At 51.2% G+C, this 15,775-nt stretch carries 21 protein-coding genes; all 21 read left to right on the top strand.

The features are described from left to right. Positions 1-2: 2 nt before the first annotated feature. The 21 genes from ACMGGP_RS10025 to ACMGGP_RS09925 all read left to right on the top strand — a co-directional run bounded on the left by ACMGGP_RS10025 (position 3) and on the right by ACMGGP_RS09925 (position 15,772). On the top strand, positions 3-542 hold the full coding sequence (locus ACMGGP_RS10025; RefSeq protein ID WP_033769277.1) for a lysozyme: 540 nt from the start codon (positions 3-5) through the stop codon (positions 540-542). Continuing rightward, the gene (locus ACMGGP_RS10020) at positions 539-997 is read left to right on the top strand and encodes a lysis protein (RefSeq protein WP_346549586.1); all 459 of its coding nucleotides are present in this window, start codon (positions 539-541) and stop codon (positions 995-997) included. Before ACMGGP_RS10025 ends, ACMGGP_RS10020 begins: the two co-directional genes overlap by 4 nt. Before the next feature lie 145 nt (positions 998-1,142). Beyond that, complete coding sequence (locus tag ACMGGP_RS10015) at positions 1,143-1,655, top strand: DUF4054 domain-containing protein (protein ID WP_228379743.1); 513 nt, start codon at positions 1,143-1,145, stop codon at positions 1,653-1,655. Continuing rightward, positions 1,652-2,155, top strand: a complete 504-nt coding sequence (locus ACMGGP_RS10010) for a hypothetical protein (protein WP_033769397.1) — start codon at positions 1,652-1,654, stop codon at positions 2,153-2,155. The genes ACMGGP_RS10015 and ACMGGP_RS10010 overlap by 4 nt, the downstream gene beginning before the upstream one ends. 279 nt (positions 2,156-2,434) lie before the next feature. Beyond that, complete coding sequence (locus ACMGGP_RS10005; protein WP_033769272.1) at positions 2,435-2,971, top strand: phage neck terminator protein; 537 nt, start codon at positions 2,435-2,437, stop codon at positions 2,969-2,971. Between the two features lie 3 nt (positions 2,972-2,974). Beyond that, complete coding sequence (locus ACMGGP_RS10000) at positions 2,975-4,120, top strand: DUF3383 family protein (protein ID WP_033769270.1); 1,146 nt, start codon at positions 2,975-2,977, stop codon at positions 4,118-4,120. 10 nt (positions 4,121-4,130) lie between these two features. Further along, positions 4,131-4,571, top strand: coding sequence for a DUF3277 family protein (locus tag ACMGGP_RS09995; protein ID WP_033769268.1), 441 nt, complete (start codon positions 4,131-4,133; stop codon positions 4,569-4,571). Between the two features lie 2 nt (positions 4,572-4,573). After that, the gene (locus ACMGGP_RS09990; protein ID WP_033769267.1) at positions 4,574-5,035 is read left to right on the top strand and encodes a phage tail assembly chaperone; all 462 of its coding nucleotides are present in this window, start codon (positions 4,574-4,576) and stop codon (positions 5,033-5,035) included. 35 nt (positions 5,036-5,070) lie between these two features. Continuing rightward, positions 5,071-5,223 carry a DUF6889 family protein gene (locus ACMGGP_RS09985; RefSeq protein ID WP_033769265.1) on the top strand — a complete coding sequence of 51 codons (153 nt, stop codon included), beginning with the start codon at positions 5,071-5,073 and terminating at the stop codon, positions 5,221-5,223. Beyond that, positions 5,213-7,288 (top strand): transglycosylase SLT domain-containing protein, encoded by a 2,076-nt coding sequence (locus ACMGGP_RS09980; protein ID WP_498798398.1) that lies wholly within the window; start codon positions 5,213-5,215, stop codon positions 7,286-7,288. The genes ACMGGP_RS09985 and ACMGGP_RS09980 overlap by 11 nt, the downstream gene beginning before the upstream one ends. Beyond that, on the top strand, positions 7,288-7,836 hold the full coding sequence (locus ACMGGP_RS09975) for a phage baseplate protein (protein ID WP_033769261.1): 549 nt from the start codon (positions 7,288-7,290) through the stop codon (positions 7,834-7,836). Before ACMGGP_RS09980 ends, ACMGGP_RS09975 begins: the two co-directional genes overlap by 1 nt. Before the next feature lie 25 nt (positions 7,837-7,861). Beyond that, positions 7,862-8,167: a phage baseplate plug family protein gene (locus ACMGGP_RS09970; protein ID WP_033769260.1), complete on the top strand. Its 306-nt coding sequence runs from the start codon at positions 7,862-7,864 to the stop codon at positions 8,165-8,167. A 5-nt stretch (positions 8,168-8,172) separates the two neighbouring features. Further along, a complete protein-coding gene (locus ACMGGP_RS09965; protein ID WP_346549588.1) occupies positions 8,173-9,222 on the top strand; it encodes a hypothetical protein in 1,050 nt (349 codons plus the stop codon). 228 nt (positions 9,223-9,450) lie between these two features. Next, the gene (locus ACMGGP_RS09960) at positions 9,451-10,107 is read left to right on the top strand and encodes a Gp138 family membrane-puncturing spike protein (protein WP_033769258.1); all 657 of its coding nucleotides are present in this window, start codon (positions 9,451-9,453) and stop codon (positions 10,105-10,107) included. Beyond that, on the top strand, positions 10,104-10,457 hold the full coding sequence (locus ACMGGP_RS09955; RefSeq protein WP_033769256.1) for a contractile injection system sheath initiator: 354 nt from the start codon (positions 10,104-10,106) through the stop codon (positions 10,455-10,457). The genes ACMGGP_RS09960 and ACMGGP_RS09955 overlap by 4 nt, the downstream gene beginning before the upstream one ends. Further along, positions 10,457-11,659 (top strand): baseplate J/gp47 family protein, encoded by a 1,203-nt coding sequence (locus ACMGGP_RS09950; protein ID WP_033769255.1) that lies wholly within the window; start codon positions 10,457-10,459, stop codon positions 11,657-11,659. Before ACMGGP_RS09955 ends, ACMGGP_RS09950 begins: the two co-directional genes overlap by 1 nt. Continuing rightward, positions 11,656-12,228: a DUF2612 domain-containing protein gene (locus tag ACMGGP_RS09945; protein ID WP_033769253.1), complete on the top strand. Its 573-nt coding sequence runs from the start codon at positions 11,656-11,658 to the stop codon at positions 12,226-12,228. Before ACMGGP_RS09950 ends, ACMGGP_RS09945 begins: the two co-directional genes overlap by 4 nt. A gap of 1 nt (position 12,229) precedes the next feature. Beyond that, positions 12,230-13,636: a hypothetical protein gene (locus tag ACMGGP_RS09940; RefSeq protein WP_050482715.1), complete on the top strand. Its 1,407-nt coding sequence runs from the start codon at positions 12,230-12,232 to the stop codon at positions 13,634-13,636. Continuing rightward, entirely contained in the window at positions 13,633-14,157 is a 525-nt protein-coding gene (locus ACMGGP_RS09935) for a tail fiber assembly protein (protein ID WP_187494735.1), read from the top strand. Before ACMGGP_RS09940 ends, ACMGGP_RS09935 begins: the two co-directional genes overlap by 4 nt. A 93-nt stretch (positions 14,158-14,250) precedes the next feature. Beyond that, positions 14,251-14,547, top strand: a complete 297-nt coding sequence (locus ACMGGP_RS09930) for a C45 family peptidase (protein ID WP_311973039.1) — start codon at positions 14,251-14,253, stop codon at positions 14,545-14,547. Positions 14,548-14,923: 376 nt separating this feature from the next. Further along, positions 14,924-15,772 (top strand): hypothetical protein, encoded by an 849-nt coding sequence (locus ACMGGP_RS09925; RefSeq protein WP_010258604.1) that lies wholly within the window; start codon positions 14,924-14,926, stop codon positions 15,770-15,772. Positions 15,773-15,775 lie beyond the last annotated feature (3 nt).

Below are 15,775 nucleotides of genomic sequence, written 5' to 3'. Positions count from 1 at the left end.
ACATGATGCTATCCCGACAGCTGAAAACAAGGCTAAGCGCGGCAATGTTGACACTTATCGCTGCTGGTGCGTCAGCGCCCACCCTGATGGAACAATTCCAGAAGGAGAAAGAGGGAAGCAGCCTGACAGCTTATCCTGACGCAGGCGGTGTATGGACGATCTGCGGCGGTGTTACGCGAATAAATGATAAGCCAGTAGTAAAGGGTATGACGCTGACAGCAGAGCAGTGCCGGACCATCGACAGAGCGGAGCAGGCTAAGGCACTGACATGGGTAAACGGCAATGTAATTGTTCCGCTGACTGATCCGCAGAAGGTAGGAATTGCTTCATTTTGTCCCTGGAACATTGGCCCCGGTAAATGTCTGCCGTCAGCATTCTACCGCAAACTTAATGCCGGGGATCTCAAGGGCGCATGCGCTGAGATAAAGCGCTGGATATTTGACGGTGGTAAAGACTGTCGCATCCGTTCTAACGACTGCTTTGGACAGGTTGAGCGTCGCGATCAGGAATCAGAATTAACATGCTGGGGGCTGGATAAATGACGCGATTACTTTTGGTTAGCATTGCGATAATGATGCTGCTGACATGTGCGGGATTGCTCACCAGCCATTATCACTATCAGGCTGTCACATTTAAATTTCAGCGCGACAAGGCTAAAGAAGAACTGAGGCTGGCTTATGGCAACATTACCTATTTGCAAATGCGCCAACGCGATGTGGCCGCGCTTGATGAGAAATATACGAAGGAACTGGCAGAGGCTAAAGCCGGGCTTGATTCTCTTCAGCAGTGCGTTAACTCTGGTAAGTGCGGGCTGCACTTCAATGCAATCTGCCCCAGAGGTGACGCCACCGGCACCGCCGGCCTGGATGTTGCAGCCAGCCCCGGACTTACTGACGCCGCTCAACGGAATTATTTCATCCTCAGAGAGCGAATCAACGTTGCCGGAAAACAGATAGCGGGCTTGCAGCAATACATAAGAGAACAGTGCCTTAGATAGAACAAATTTTTATTTTTGTTGTACCCAGTAAATTACAAAGCCCGTTGATCAGGCCCCGCATAACGTGGGGCTTTTTTATGCGCCTCGTAGGGCAGACATCAACCCGTAGTCAAAAGACATCGAGCATGAAAGCACCTCCTTATAGTTGCGAATTTTCAGCAAGACCGGGCAACTGCCAGCATACGACCTGACGGCGCAACTGGTCGTTACAACCGTTCCTGCTCATGAGCGGGACAGCAAAAGTGCACAGAGTGACAGCAAAATGCCAAAAAAAAGCAGGCTTACAGGAAAAAAAACATTTCGCGCAGATTTCTCTAAGTGTTCCAGCGCACATCGTTTTCCTGATACGCCAGAAAATTTCTATCCCGACATGGCTGATTCGTTAGTGGATGAGAGCATTCCTGATGAGCCGGCCCCCAGTCTTGCTGAATTATTTACCGCGCACTATGCCGGGTTATGCAGGTATTCACTGGTGAGTAATAACGTGAATTCTGCCGGTGGCGGCATTCTGAGATCGGAATGGGTGGATAAGGTCAGCGCCAGAGATGACGGTTCAGAAATTGTCTGTGCCAGGACCGGATGCTGGAACAACTCCGCACAAGGGCGCGAGTTTTATCGGTGGGCAATGCCCGGTACTGGTGGTCGCCAGTTGCTATGAAAAATGGACTGACTGTAAGGGGCGATAATGCTGCCGCTGTGCTGGAGTCTCTGCGGCAGCTGACGAGGATGGATGTGCTGGTGGGCATTCCGGCAGATAACGGGGCGCGGGACGGTTCCCCAATGAACAATGCTGAGCTGGGATATCTGCAATCGACAGGGGCCACAGTGGAAATTGATGGGCAGAAAGCCACGCTGCCACCCCTGCCATTTCTGGAGATGGGTATTGAAGATACCCGTGCGATCACAACCGACTCCCTGAGGTCAGCAGCCCGTGCTGCCCTGGATGGGAATACATCAGGCGTACTGCTGCAACTGGAGACGGCTGGTCAGATCGTAAGGGATAGAGCAAAGGCTGTCTTCAGCTCTGATGACAGCCTTCATACGCTGTCAGAGAAAACCCAGCAGCGCCGCAGGGATCCGCGATCTACTGACAGTAAACCGTTAAATGCGAATGCCCTCATTTTGAATTCAATCTCTTATGTCGTGAGAAAAAAATAATGCCGATGCTGGAAAGGACAAACGTGCGGCTCGATCCAGATGTTGTCGATTATCCACTGGTCTGTCATCGACAGGTTCAAACGCCGGATGAGGGGCATCTCCCCACTAACACCCCGAGGAGGATGCCATTCACAGGCATGTTTCCGCGACTGGACGCTGACGTAGTAACGCGCAACGCACGCCTCTGCGGCGTGACAATTCCCGAACCATACACCCGCTACGATACCGACTTTGTACATGCCCACTTTGGGCTGATGAGACTTGAGGGAGGGTCATCCTTTGACTAACGACAGTACTCAACCGGGCTATCTCACCTCCACAGATACAGGCCCGGAATACGATGAGGCTCTTAAGCGTCAGATCAGCCGATGGATATGCGGTGTAACCGGCCTGACAACCGATATGGTAATGCCACGCTGGACAGAGCCGCAACCTCAGAATGGACTGACCTGGTGTGGATTTGGTTTATCAGTTACGCCGCGTGATGGCACGCCGGCAAGTATTCAGGGAGGTGAAAGCAGCGAGCAGTGGACATGGGAGCAGGTGACGGTGCTGAGTAGTTTTTACGGTCCGTCCGGTGCTGGCATTGCCTCACGTTTCAGGGAGGGAGTAGCGGTGGAACAGAATGCTACAACGCTAAGGAGTGCGGCAGGGCTTTCACTTATCGAAACCGGGCAAATCTATAGCCTGCCTGAGCTCATCAATGACGAGTGGGTGCGCCGTTATGACATTATCACGACGCTTTCCCGCAAAAACATCCGTACCTATGGCGTAAAATCGCTGGTGGACGGTTCTATATCAATCTCCGGAGAATAACTTATGGCACAGGGCTTACCTGTATCCAGCATTGTAAATGTTGACGTAATTCTGTCGCCCGCTGCGGCGGCAGGTCGTAATTTTGGTTCACTGCTCATTCTGGGCACTTCGACCTTCATTCCGGTGACGGAGCGCATCCGTCTCTATACCAAGGGAGAAGACATTGGCGCAGATTTCGGAACAGACAGCCCCGAATATGCGGCCGCACAGGTTTATTTTTCTCAGTCGCCGCAGCCGACGCAAGTTTATATCGGGCGCTGGGCAAAAACGCTGGAAGTTGGCGAGGCGGGTAGCACTGAAACGCTGGCGCAGGCTGTTACCGCCGTTCTCCAGTTCACTAACTGGTACGGTCTGACTATTGCTGATAAAGACGATCTGACCGCAGAGAACATCACTGACACCGCTGCTGCTATTCAGGCGTCAGGCGTGAGCCGAATTTTCGCCGTGACCTCTGCAGATATGGGCATCATCGATTCAGCTTCATCGACGGATATTGCGTCAACGCTGAAAAAAGCGGGTTGCAGCCGGACCTTCATTCAGTACTCAACGACCAGCAAATATGCTGCGCTTTCAGCGTTTGCTCGGGCATTCACAGTCAACTTCACCGGCAGTAATACCACCATCACGCTGAAATTTAAACGTGAACCAGGCGTGGCTTATGAAACCCTGAGCAGTGCGGAGGCAGCAGCAGTAGATGCGAAAAATGCCAACGTCTATGTCTATTACGCGAATGACACGGCAATCCTCCAGCAGGGCGTTATGGCTAACGGTGATTTCTTCGATGAGCGGCACGGGCTGGATTGGCTGCAGAACTACGTGCAGACCAACTATTTCAACCTGCTTTACACCTCATCAACCAAAATTCCGCAGACTGACGCCGGCGGCACCCGTCTGCTGGCGAATGTGGAGCAGTCAATGGAGCAGGCAGAGAAGAACGGTCTTATTGCACCGGGCATCTGGAATGGCGGCCCTATTGGAGAACTGTCATCCGGCGATACGCTGACGAAAGGGTATTACTGCTATATCACACCAATGGCTGAGCAGGCACAGGCTGATCGCGAAAAGCGCAAAGCACCACTAATGCAGGTGGCCTGTAAGCTGGCGGGTGCTGTGCATTATGGCGATGTTCAAATCAACGTAGTCCGTTAAGGGGAATCTTATGAGTACTTATAGTTTTATTGACGTTACGGCGTCGCTGACCGGCCCTTCCGGTGCCGTGGACCTGGGTTACGGAGCTGCGAACTCTGATGAGGGGATTGTGGTTTCCATGACCGAGGCCAAAAACACCATGACAACCGGTGCGGATGGTGAAGGCATGCACAGCCTGCATGCGGGCAAAAGCGGTACAGTTACGATCAACCTGCTGAAAACGTCCCCAGTGAATAAGAAACTCTCACTCATGTACAACGCGCAGACTCTTTCTTCAACTCTGTGGGGTAATAACGTGATTGTTGTGCGTAACACCGCATCCGGCGATTTGGTTACCGCACGCGGTTGCGCCTTCCAGAAGGTACCGGACTTCAGCAACCCGAAGGTTGCAGGAACGGTAACGTGGGTTTTTGATTGCATCAAAATCGATGAACTGCTCGGAGAATATTGATTATGGAGTTTGAGATCAAAGGCGTGCGATACCGCAGCGCAAAACTTAGCGTTTTTGACCAGCTTAAAGTTACCCGAAAACTGTTGCCGGTGCTGGCGGGTCTGCTTGCTGAGTTCGGCACTATTCGACATATGTTGCCGAAACCGGGTAATGATAAAACGGCTGACACGCTTAACAGCTATGCGCCCGTTTTTGAAAAGCTGCTGCCACACGTCGCGGAGCAGCTGGCCGGGCTAAGTGAAGATGATACCAACGCGATCATTTTTCCATGTCTTGCTGTCGTGTCCCGCCATCAGGATAAATCGTCCTGGGTGCCGGTCGCAAGACAGGGTGAACTGATGTTCGATGACATCGACCTCATGAGTATGTTGCAGATGGTGGGTCGGGTCGTGGGTGACAGCCTGGGAAATATTTTGCCCGCAGCCCCCGTCAGCGAGACTGCGGGCCAGTCGCTACCGGACTGATACTGGACAGTCTGCCGGACGGTGAAGACTTTCTGATGCGCCCGGTGGATGCCGGGTACATCAGTTATAACAAGCTGCTGGATGGGACTGTCGATCTGGCTGACATTGCCCGCATGAATGACTGGCTGGATTTGAAAGCTGACAACGAGGAGCGGATAAGACGCTGGAGAGAAGCGAATGAGCGCTGAAACGATCAAAGATTTTCTGATTAGCCTTGGCTTTAAAGTTGATGACGCGGGGGCAAAAAAATTTGATGCCACTATCGCCGCAACTACGCAACAGGCGCTTAAGCTGGGCGCTGTTGTAAAAGATACCGCACTGTCGGTGGTCGCGTTCACAGCAAAGATCGCCAGCGGACTCGATAATCTCTACGGAATGTCACAGCGAACTGGCGCCACCGTACAGGGCATCCAGCAGATAGGCTACGCCGTCTCTCAACTGGGTGGGACCGCGGATGGTGCACGTTCATCACTGGAGGGACTGGCACAGTTTGTCCGTAACAGTCCTGGAGCTGAAGCATTTCTGAATCGCCTGGGCGTACAGACGCGTGATGCCAGCGGCAATATGCGGGACATGGCGTCTGTTTTTTCCGGTGTCGTTCAGAAGCTGAATAAAATGCCTTTTAATCGCGCAAATCACTATGCGCAGATGCTGGGCATCGATGAAAAGACCCTGATGGCAATGCGCCGTGATGTGGGCCAGTTCAGTACAGAGTACGCGCAGATTACGAAAGCCATCGGCTACAACCCTGATGTGGCTGCTGTCAGCGCTAACCGGTTTATGACCTCCCTGCGATCATTTGAGCAGATGGCAGACATGGCGCGCGATAAAATTGGCTCCAGTCTGGCTGAAGGTCTGTCGGGTTCAATCGATACACTGAGAAAGCAAATTGTCGATAATTTTCCGCAGATTGAGCAGACGATTACCCTTGGCATAAAGGGCATTCTATGGCTGGGGGAGGTGATTGGGAGGGTAGTTTACAGGCTGATTCAGGCGGCTGTTGATATTCAGAACTGGTGGAATGCTCTCGATAGCAGTACTCAGCAGCTGACAGCGATACTGGGTGGGCTTGTGGTTATCTGGCGGGTTCTGAACAGTGCATTCATGGAATCGCCGATTGGTATTATTGCTTCTCTGGGGATGGCAATCATTGGCCTTTATGATGATTACCGGGCGTGGAAAGAAGGCGGGAAATCACTCATCAACTGGGGAGAGTGGGAGCCAGATATCAGGCTGGCCGTAGAAAACATTGAGGGCATGGCCAGCAATATTAAAGAGCTGGCGAGAGAAGCCGCAGAGTTGTTTGGTATCGATCCGAAAGCGTGGAGTCTGAAGTGGGAATTTTCAGACGTGATGCACAACCTGGGTGAACTGAGGAAAATGTTAACTCTCCTCGGAGATCTGCTAAACGCCATAAACGAACAGCGTTGGTCAGACGCAGCCAGCATCGGCAAACAACTGCTTAAACAGGGTAGTGACAGGCCTGATGCGTTACCCGGCGTTACACAGAAGGCACAGTCGATACGCAAGGATGTTATCAGCTGGTACCAGAGCATTCACGATAAACTTAACCGTATGCTTCCTTCATGGTCGGGGGGCTCTTCAGAATCACCAGCCGGACAGGGCAAGACGGGAAACACCGCAGACGCGCCGGGTCTTGATGACAGGCCTGTGCAATATAGCAATTCCTTCCGTCAGCCTCACCCTAACAAAGAGGGTCGGGCGATGCTGGGCTGGCTGCAGCCTACCTTTAAGATGCTGGAGCAGCTTTACCGGCTACCCGAGGGGCTTTTGCGCAGTGTGGCAATAACAGAGTCGGCGGGAAATCCCAATGCAGTTTCGGGCGCAGGCGCACAGGGGCTGTTTCAGATCATGCCTCGCACCGGTCGCGATTTAGGGCTGCTCGGCAATGATGCATTTGACCCGATAAAAGCAGCCGGCGCGACGGCGAGATATCTTAATCAGCTGCTTAAGGCTAATGAGGGCGATCTGGCTAAAGCGCTGGCCTCGTATAACTGGGGCCTGGGAAATGTGCAGAAGCATGGAATGACACTTATGCCTGTGGAGACCAGAAACTATGTGCCTAGGGTGATCAGCAACATGCCGCCCTCAACATACAGCCCGATCAGTCAGGAAACGAACATTCATATTCATGGTGTCAATGATCCGCACAGGGCGGCCAATGAGGTTGCAAATAAACAGTTGGCTGTTCACTCCCGCTTTATGCAGACCATCGGAACAGGGCCACGCTAATGGATATTCTCTCAACGCTGTTCCACCAGCAGAAACGTAAAATCGGACTGTACGTTCCCAATGTTGTCGTCTCAGAAAAGCATGTTGACACACTGGAAATCACAGAACATCCGGTCGAGGACAACGCGCCGATAGCTGACCACGCATTCCGGCTACCCTCTGAAGTGATGATGGAGGTGGGTTTTGCTGGTGGCGGCTCGCTGCTTGACCTTATGGATACCTCATCTTTCGGGCTGAGTTTTGAGCTGAGCCCGAAAGAGGTTTATATGCAGCTGCTGGAGCTCCAGCGAACTCGGGTACCATTTGATGTGATCACCGGCAAACGGCTTTACCGCAACATGTTAATGCGCGTGCTGGATGTGACTACCGACAAAGCGACAGAGAATGTATTGTCTGCCTCGCTGACGCTGAGGGAGGTGTTAATAACCTCTACACAGAGCAACGCTATCGCAGATAAAACTAACATGAGTCAGGGGGTCAGCACCTCCGCTGTTCAGAATGCCGGTGTTAAATCGACGAAGCCGGTAAACGAGCGGAGGCTGTCCTGAGTGGCTAATTTTTTAGGAGGATTATATGCAGACCAGTGAAATTCCTCTGTCGCCAGATAATCAGCAATTCACAACCACGATCAACGGAATCAATTACTCGATACTGACGCTGTGGCGCGATGAGGCAGGCTGGGTAATTGACCTGCTGAACAGCAGTAGTATCGCGATTGTGACGGGTATTCCTCTCGTGACAGGAGCAAACTTGCTGGAGCAGTTCGGCTTTCTTCGTCTGGGATTCGGGCTGGTAGTGGTCTGTGATGATCCGGCGCAGGGTTATCCGACACGGGACGACCTGGGTTTAAGAAGCCATCTGTTGGCCGTAACGGAGTAATCAGCATGTCACAGAACTGGATGCGCCACTTTGAGCTGCAGATTGTCAGTGAAAGCGGTAATGGCATCAGCCTGAGCGATTTTAAAGTGGTGTTTAATATCAACTGGACAGTAACCCGCTGGCCCGCAGTTGGAACCATTAAAATTTACAACCTTTCTGGAGATACCGCGTCGCGGATACTGGGTAAAGAGTTTGCGAAGATAAAAATCATTGCCGGTTACGACGGGTTAGCACAGGACACTGATGCCAGTCAGGTCGGTGTCGTCACTAACCTTGAAGTCGATCAGGTAGGGCAGGTTAATGGCACTAATTTTGGGGAAATTTTTAGCGGGGATATTCGTTATACGCTGACAGGCCGCGACGGCCCGACGGATACCTGGGTACTGATTCAGGCTGTGGACGGACATGAGGCATTTACAAATGCCTGCGTTATTAAAACGCTGTCAGCCGGTTACAAAGTTGCAGATATTCAGGCAGCCCTGATGCACACCTTCAATCCGTTTGGCGTCACTCAGGGCACTACCGGTGATTTCCCTGAGACCGTTTTTCCTCGTGGGCGTGTACTTTATCATCCTGCACGGGATGTGATGGATAATGTGGCCGGACAATGCAGCGCGACGTGGCAGTTAGCAGGCGGTCAGTTACAGATGGTGCCTGTTGATAAATATGTTCGGGATCCCATCGTGCTGAACAGTGACACCGGTATGATCGGTATGCCGCAGCAGACAATGGAAGCGGGCATCAATGTTCGCTGCCTGATTAATCCTAACATCCGCATCAATGGTCTGATTCAGATAGACCAGAACTCAGTTTACCGGGCCAGTCTGTCAGCGGATAAGATTGCGTCACTACCGTACAGGGTTAGTGAAACCCTTGCAGACGGAGAAGCACCGGATGATGTTAAAACGTATCAGCCGGCAGGCGTTGCCGCTGATGGGATCTATATTGTCTATTCTATAGACTACAGTGGCGACACGCGTGGGCAGGATTGGTACATGGATATCATGTGCCGCGCCAGAAACAATGCGACTCTACAGATACAGGCTGTGCAGTAACATGCCCGGCTACGGTCATGATGACAATTAACTCTTCAGTCATGACGGTGCCGGCCAGCTGGCAGGCAGTGAGTCATTCACTGTCGTAACCCGGACAACGTACAACAAAGATCAGAGTGCTGGAGTGGAAAAACAGTATCCGTATCCATGCGACTACCCTCACGCCGTAATTAACATCCCCATCTAGGACCTGCCTGCGAGCGGGTTTTTTATTATCCGGAGTATTTCATGACAGTCTCTTTCCAGTCGCTGGCAGGTGGTGAACAGCAATCTATGAAGATGCTCGCCGACAGCATTTTCTCCTCGCTGCGTGTTTCCCTGCCTGGCATTATTGAATCGTTTGATCCGGAATCCTGTACCTGCACCGTCCAGCCCGCGCTCAGAGGGCAACTGGTTGACGCTAGTGGGAATTACAGCTCGTCAGCGTTACCCCTATTGGTGGATGTACCTGTAATTTTCCCGCGCGGCGGAGGCTGTACCATCACATTTCCGATTGCAGCGGATGACGAATGTCTGGTGATATTTTCCGACCGCTGTATTGATTTCTGGTGGCAGAATGGCGGGGTACAGGAAACGGTCGATCCTCGTATGCATGATCTGTCTGATGCTTTCGCTATAGTTGGACCGCAGTCACAGGCGAAAAAAATCAGTGGCGTGTCTACAACCTCAATTCAGGTTCGTACGGATGATGGTGCCAGTTTTATTGAGCTGAAGCAGGACGGACAGGTCAATATTACAACCTCATTGCTTACAGTAAATGGTGATGTAAAAGTCAACGGCTCAGTCACATCGACTGGCGATCAGACTGCTGTAGGCATCAGCCTGACAGGACACACACACAGTGGTGTCCAAAAAGGGGAGAGTACGACGGGAGGTCCGCAGTGAAATACCGACGCGAGGACGAGAATGGCGATTACACCTTTGGTCAGGGTGATAATACCTGGCTGATTAACTCACCTGAGGCGGTGGCGCAGGCCGTAAAAACCCGATTTCTGCTTTGGTACGGTCAGTGGTTCCTCAATACGACAGAGGGCACGCCCTGGATACAGTCAGTACTGGGTAAGCAGAATCCCGAAACCTATAATCTGGCGATCCGCAGACGCATTCTGGAAACCCGCGGCGTTAATTCCATCATCGCATTTGAAACTACCTTTAACACCTCATCCCGGCGCGTGATCTTTACTGCGACGATTAATACTCTTTACGGAACGACAACAGTCATAAGCGAGGCGTAATGGCTCTCAACATAGACACGCTGGGGTTATCGGCAACGATAACGGCCCAAGGCATCAGTGCGCCCGGATATCAGACGATCCTCAACACACTTACCGGTTTTTTCCAGCAAATTTATGGCAGTGATGCATACCTGGAACCCGATAGCAAAGACGGACAAATGGTTGCTCTGGTTGCGCTGGCTATAAAGGATGCGAACAATGCCGCTATACGGGTATATAACTCTTTCTCCCCTTCCACAGGCATGGGAGCTGCCCTATCCCGTAATGTTAAAATTAATGGGATAACGCGGCACAGGGCGACCAACTCGACGGTTGACGTAACGCTGACCGGCACCGCAGGAACGACCATCGTAAATGGATCCGTTCGTGACGCTAATAATATTTTATGGGACCTGCCCGCCAGCGTGACGATCGGCATCAATGGCACGGTTTTAGCGACAGCAACCTGTGCTACATCCGGCCCCGTAGCGGCAGTAAAAGGGACAGTTAACCAGATTAACACGCCCACACGCGGCTGGGTGTCAGTGATTAACGCAACAACGGCGGCAATCGGCAGTGCGGCAGAGACCGATGCTGAATTGCGTCTACGACAGGGGCAAAGCGTGGCATTGCCAGCGTTAACCCCCTTTGACGCTCTGGACGGTGCCATTGCCAATGTGCCCGGCGTTACGCGTCACAAACTCTATGAAAATGACACTGGTGTCGTTGACGACAATGGGGTTCCTGCTCATTCCATTGCGGCGATTGTCGATGGCGGGGATGCAACAGAGATTGCACAGACTCTTCGTAAAAAGAAAACACTGGGCGCTCCAACTTTTGGAACGACGTCGATTAACCTTACAGATGCCTATGGCAATCCTGTTGAAATTTTCTTTTCACGCCCGATCAGTGTCCCCATTTTTGTCACCATAGAAATAAAGGCGTTTACCGGTTACACCAGCTCAGTCGGTGACAAAATTATCAGTGCGGTGGTTAACTATATTAACAGTCTGGGAATTGGTAATAACGTTTACCTCGGACGATTATTTTCGCCTGCAAACCTGACAACGGGCACAGATAATAATGATAGCCAGTTTTACGATATTGACAGTATTGCTATCGGTATCAGTAAAACATCTGTTACGACATCTAATATTGCAATCGCCTATGACAGTCTGGCGACATGCACAGCGGCCAGTATTTCGCTTACGGTGGTTTCATGAGCAAATATACGGACCTGTTAACCAACTATCACAGAGGTAAACCTCGTTTTGTCTATCACGTTGACCTCACTACGCGACCGCTTAGTGACACTTCTGCTGCGATAAGTGGGCTTGATGCTGCCTTCGACCTCGATACTGCGACAGGTGCTCAGCTTGACGTTATAGGAGAATGGGTAGGGCGAAACCGGCGAATAACGGCACCGATAGACGACTACTTTTTCACGCTGGATAGCGAAACGCTTGGATTCGATTTCGGGACATGGAAGGGGCGATACACTCCGGATAATGGAGTTATTGACGTTAGTGATAACGAGTTCCGGGCAATGCTCCGCGCTAAAATAGGTGCAAACAACTGGGATGGTACAGTCGAAAATCTAACTCCTGTTTTAGACGGCATTTATCCGGACGGTAACATCAAGCTATCGTTTACAGATAATCAAAATATGACCATGAATATCTATGTAAACGGCAGCGTTATTTCCGGTATCACAAAAGAAATAATCAGGCAGGGGTTTCTTTCCATCAAACCCGCTGGCGTTTCGGTTACATACGTAATAAACGGTGAATAAGATGGCGAAAAATGATTTCAAGGCATTTGCAACGGGTGAAAATGCTAACGTTCTGACTCAGGCGGAATATGAAGAACTGGCTGCATTGTCCGGGGGATTCAGCTCAGGGATTGCCAGAAGTGAACAACTGAACAAAGTCTGGAGGCAGGCATCGACGATTGCTGCGGTAGTGTCGTCATTCATGGCTGATAAAAGCGGCGATGATGTTCTGGATGAGGGGGATATCTCAGCTCTGAAAGCAACATTAGTAAAGGCATTACTTGCCAATTCTCGCAGTCAGCTTGATGATGTTTACCTTCAGAAAACCAAAAATCTCGCCGATCTGCCAAATAAACTCTCTGCTCGTCAGAATCTCGAACTGGAGAAAGTTGGGAACTTTGCGTCGGTGCAGCAGGGTGGCGGCGATGGAATGCTCACAAATAAAGTTTATGTGGGCTGGAACGGCACAAAAATGATTGCCCAGGTCGACGCTACTCGTATGGGAGATCTGTATTATGGCAATAATCCACCACCTTATCCCGTCACTAGTGTTAACACTAAAACCGGGGCGTTAACCCTCGATAAAGCAGATGTGGGCCTGGGAAACGCGGGTAACTGGCCTGCTGTTCAGGCCAACGGTGGCCTGCATTCATCCGGTAATCATCATTATTACATGGATTGGGGAACGGACGGTAAGTTACATATTACTGTTGATTCGTCAGATGCCGGCGAATTATTTACCACACAAAATCCACCGAACGCTGAACAGACTGGCGCATATTCTAAATATGGCGGCAATCTGAGTGAGGAATCCAGCGTTACCGTAATTTCAAAAACTCAAAATGGTAACGCGGGGCAGGGTCTCTATTCGCCTATGTTTCGTGCCTGTCTTAAAGACCGTGGCGGTGACATGGATTTCAAGGATGGCGCGTCGGCATGTTTCCGCATGGTTGAGGTTATCAGCAACTACGCGTTTGCAGAGATTCTTGTAGATGGTTATGGCTCGGTAAAGTCGTTTGAATTTCGCAATGACGGTAGTTTAAGAGCGCCCGGTCAGCTTCACGCAGGAGGCGCATTTATTGCAACCGATGGCAACCTCTACGGCGGTGTATGGGGCGGATATCTGAACAACTGGATTGTTGGCAAAATCGGCGAGGTAAATAACGCTCTCAACGGTGTAAGAGGCACAGCAAACGATGCCTGGAATAAAGCGAATGATGCGCAGGTTAATAGAGTTGCAGATGTTGCCCTGGGTGGTGAAGGCGCATTCCTCATTGTTAAAAATGGCCAGCAGCGTGTTCCCGGTGGTTGTGTGATGACCGGCTGGAATTATGAAGGCGATAACCCGGGTGGGGATACGGTGTTTTACCGCCCCATTCAGAAGTATATCCCGTCAATGGGATGGGTAAATGTAGGGCATACAGCATGATGTTAATACTCAAAAATTTCACACAGTACATTCCAGAATATGCGGATTTAATGATCCCGGCGCTCTACTTTCAAAGTGAAAAGGGTGAGGACTGGTATTTTCACCGCCTGCGCTTTCATGCTGATACGCTAAAAATCTGCTTCAACAGCGAGGGAGTGATTCGTTCTTTCGGGTTTGATGCATCACGCCTTTACCCTGGCGGATATTCCGTTGCAGAAGTCGAAAAAAATGCGGTTCCTGCAGAGATTTCTATTGACGGTTCATGGATGTTTGACGGTTCCGCAATTGTACCCCGCACTTATACCCATTCTGAACGGATTGAGCTGGCAGATAAAAAGCGCCTGTCACTTATGGCTGATGCGGTTGCTGAAATGTCCCCGCTTTCGGATGCGGTTGAGCTGGGCAGGGCAACCGCTGAGCAGTCAGCGCGGCTGATTGCGCTCAAGAATTTCCGCCTTGATCTGATTGAGCTTGATGTTTCAGACCCGGATGAGATTGTCTGGCCCACGCTACACGCATGAAGAATTGATATTAATAGCGGTATCTTGATAAAAGCTTTTTTACGTGAGGCGTGAAGGTTAGTCAGTCCGATGCAGGATTAGGCCGATTTAAATATGACAATGAAGGAGGTAAAGCGTTGCTGGTGGCGTGGGGAGACATCCGGTACTGATCTTACTGCAATAGATAAGGTGATCACCGACAGCTCTGCTTCACACCAGCAGCGCTTAGACGAATGGCAGAAGGGACAGACTGGACAGACTGGACAGACTAAGCTTGATGAGTCAGCAGCAAACGCGATTTTGTATGACCAGCATGATGCTGTATTGCCCATCTACCGGCTCTCTCCCCAGGATCCTGATGAAGAAAATACGCTGGCAACGGCTATTCATTGCGAAAGCAAAAGAGGTTGAGTGGCAGGTGTTCGCCCAGGATCGTGAGTAGGCCATTTTGCAGGGCGAATTGACTGAATAACGCCTGTCGGTATGAACTAATTAACACTTCTAGAACCCGCTCAGGCGGGTTTTTATTATCAGAAATTCATCTGTAATCAGCACTTCAGCTACCTTTAGCGGGACAGGCAGAAGGCTGTTCTGCTTCACGCATATGAATTTTTAAATGTCATCCAGGACTTTTATAAGAAGCAGCAACATAATCTGGCTGCATATCCGTTACGCTTGCCACACCAGATTTATCTCGTGGAATCATGTCGATTTAAATCTTCACAGATTGCCGCTGTTCATCACCGCAGCGTTTACACTGAAAGCAACGTCGCCTGGAAAAGATCCTATGAAACCCAATCCGATTGCTGTCCTGACTCTGATCCTGACTGCTCTCTGCAGTGGCAGCGCTGCGGCCAGCGCATGCAGCCCGAACAACGCTGCTGTGGCTAACAGCAATAACCTGATTTTGCTGGGCGGGAATGCGAAAGGCGCGGTGAAGCAGGTGGTTGCGGGTGAGTTTGGTAAAGATGTGAATTCGCAAAAGCGCGTACTGGGGCAGTTTGACGCCTGTGGCGATCTGACGGTTGCCGACGTGAGCTATGACAAAAGTGAGCGCAACGTGATTCTCAGCATGGAGCAACACATTGCCCGGGTACAGGGCGGCTGGGTGGCGGAATATGCGTATCTGGTAAAAGTGCTGAAAGAGGGCAAAGAGGTGGTGGTCGATAATCGACAGGGGACGATTAACTGGCAGAAAGGTCAGCATGGCAACATTACCAGCGCCTCCGACAGGTTTACCAGCATGGGTAAAAGCGGTTTTACCGACACCACCTATCGCTATGATCGGCAGTTCCGGCTGGAGAAGAGCGTGGCACGCGGCAGCGATCCCCTGACCAACGGTGAAAATCATTACCACTGGAATCCGCAGGGTCTGGTGACCCGCACCACATCGGCCCGCAGCACCGACAGTTATACCTACGATCCCCAATGGCGTGAAGTGCGGCTCAACGGCACGGCGACCACACCGCTGAGCACCATCCGGTCAGTAGATGAGTGTCAGTCCTGGGATCAGGTGGGTAACTGTACCCTGAGTTATCTGCACGAGACCGAAATCTTCACGCGCGGCACTATTGAGCGCCATCTCAGTTCCGCCTACAAATATGAGTACTGGGACCAGCCAGCGGCGGCGGAGTAAAAG

Origin of the sequence: Curtobacterium sp. BNK-1 (assembly GCF_048685235.1) — a bacterium.
Classification (GTDB): Bacteria; Pseudomonadota; Gammaproteobacteria; order Enterobacterales; family Enterobacteriaceae; genus Pantoea; species Pantoea agglomerans.
This window is presented reverse-complemented; position numbering and strand designations above follow the sequence as displayed.

What these genes read in the sequence shown, in the direction of transcription:
- ACMGGP_RS10025 (WP_033769277.1), top strand. Translation starts at nt 3, where the DNA reads ATGATGCTATCCCGACAGCTGAAAACAAGGCTAAGCGCGGCAATGTTG.
- ACMGGP_RS10020 (WP_346549586.1), top strand. Translation starts at nt 539, where the DNA reads ATGACGCGATTACTTTTGGTTAGCATTGCGATAATGATGCTGCTGACA.
- ACMGGP_RS10010 (WP_033769397.1), top strand. Translation starts at nt 1,652, where the DNA reads ATGAAAAATGGACTGACTGTAAGGGGCGATAATGCTGCCGCTGTGCTG.
- ACMGGP_RS10000 (WP_033769270.1), top strand. Translation starts at nt 2,975, where the DNA reads ATGGCACAGGGCTTACCTGTATCCAGCATTGTAAATGTTGACGTAATT.
- ACMGGP_RS09995 (WP_033769268.1), top strand. Translation starts at nt 4,131, where the DNA reads ATGAGTACTTATAGTTTTATTGACGTTACGGCGTCGCTGACCGGCCCT.
- ACMGGP_RS09990 (WP_033769267.1), top strand. Translation starts at nt 4,574, where the DNA reads ATGGAGTTTGAGATCAAAGGCGTGCGATACCGCAGCGCAAAACTTAGC.
- ACMGGP_RS09985 (WP_033769265.1), top strand. Translation starts at nt 5,071, where the DNA reads ATGCGCCCGGTGGATGCCGGGTACATCAGTTATAACAAGCTGCTGGAT.
- ACMGGP_RS09980 (WP_498798398.1), top strand. Translation starts at nt 5,213, where the DNA reads ATGAGCGCTGAAACGATCAAAGATTTTCTGATTAGCCTTGGCTTTAAA.
- ACMGGP_RS09975 (WP_033769261.1), top strand. Translation starts at nt 7,288, where the DNA reads ATGGATATTCTCTCAACGCTGTTCCACCAGCAGAAACGTAAAATCGGA.
- ACMGGP_RS09970 (WP_033769260.1), top strand. Translation starts at nt 7,862, where the DNA reads ATGCAGACCAGTGAAATTCCTCTGTCGCCAGATAATCAGCAATTCACA.
- ACMGGP_RS09965 (WP_346549588.1), top strand. Translation starts at nt 8,173, where the DNA reads ATGTCACAGAACTGGATGCGCCACTTTGAGCTGCAGATTGTCAGTGAA.
- ACMGGP_RS09960 (WP_033769258.1), top strand. Translation starts at nt 9,451, where the DNA reads ATGACAGTCTCTTTCCAGTCGCTGGCAGGTGGTGAACAGCAATCTATG.
- ACMGGP_RS09950 (WP_033769255.1), top strand. Translation starts at nt 10,457, where the DNA reads ATGGCTCTCAACATAGACACGCTGGGGTTATCGGCAACGATAACGGCC.
- ACMGGP_RS09945 (WP_033769253.1), top strand. Translation starts at nt 11,656, where the DNA reads ATGAGCAAATATACGGACCTGTTAACCAACTATCACAGAGGTAAACCT.
- ACMGGP_RS09940 (WP_050482715.1), top strand. Translation starts at nt 12,230, where the DNA reads ATGGCGAAAAATGATTTCAAGGCATTTGCAACGGGTGAAAATGCTAAC.
- ACMGGP_RS09935 (WP_187494735.1), top strand. Translation starts at nt 13,633, where the DNA reads ATGATGTTAATACTCAAAAATTTCACACAGTACATTCCAGAATATGCG.
- ACMGGP_RS09930 (WP_311973039.1), top strand. Translation starts at nt 14,251, where the DNA reads ATGACAATGAAGGAGGTAAAGCGTTGCTGGTGGCGTGGGGAGACATCC.
- ACMGGP_RS09925 (WP_010258604.1), top strand. Translation starts at nt 14,924, where the DNA reads ATGAAACCCAATCCGATTGCTGTCCTGACTCTGATCCTGACTGCTCTC.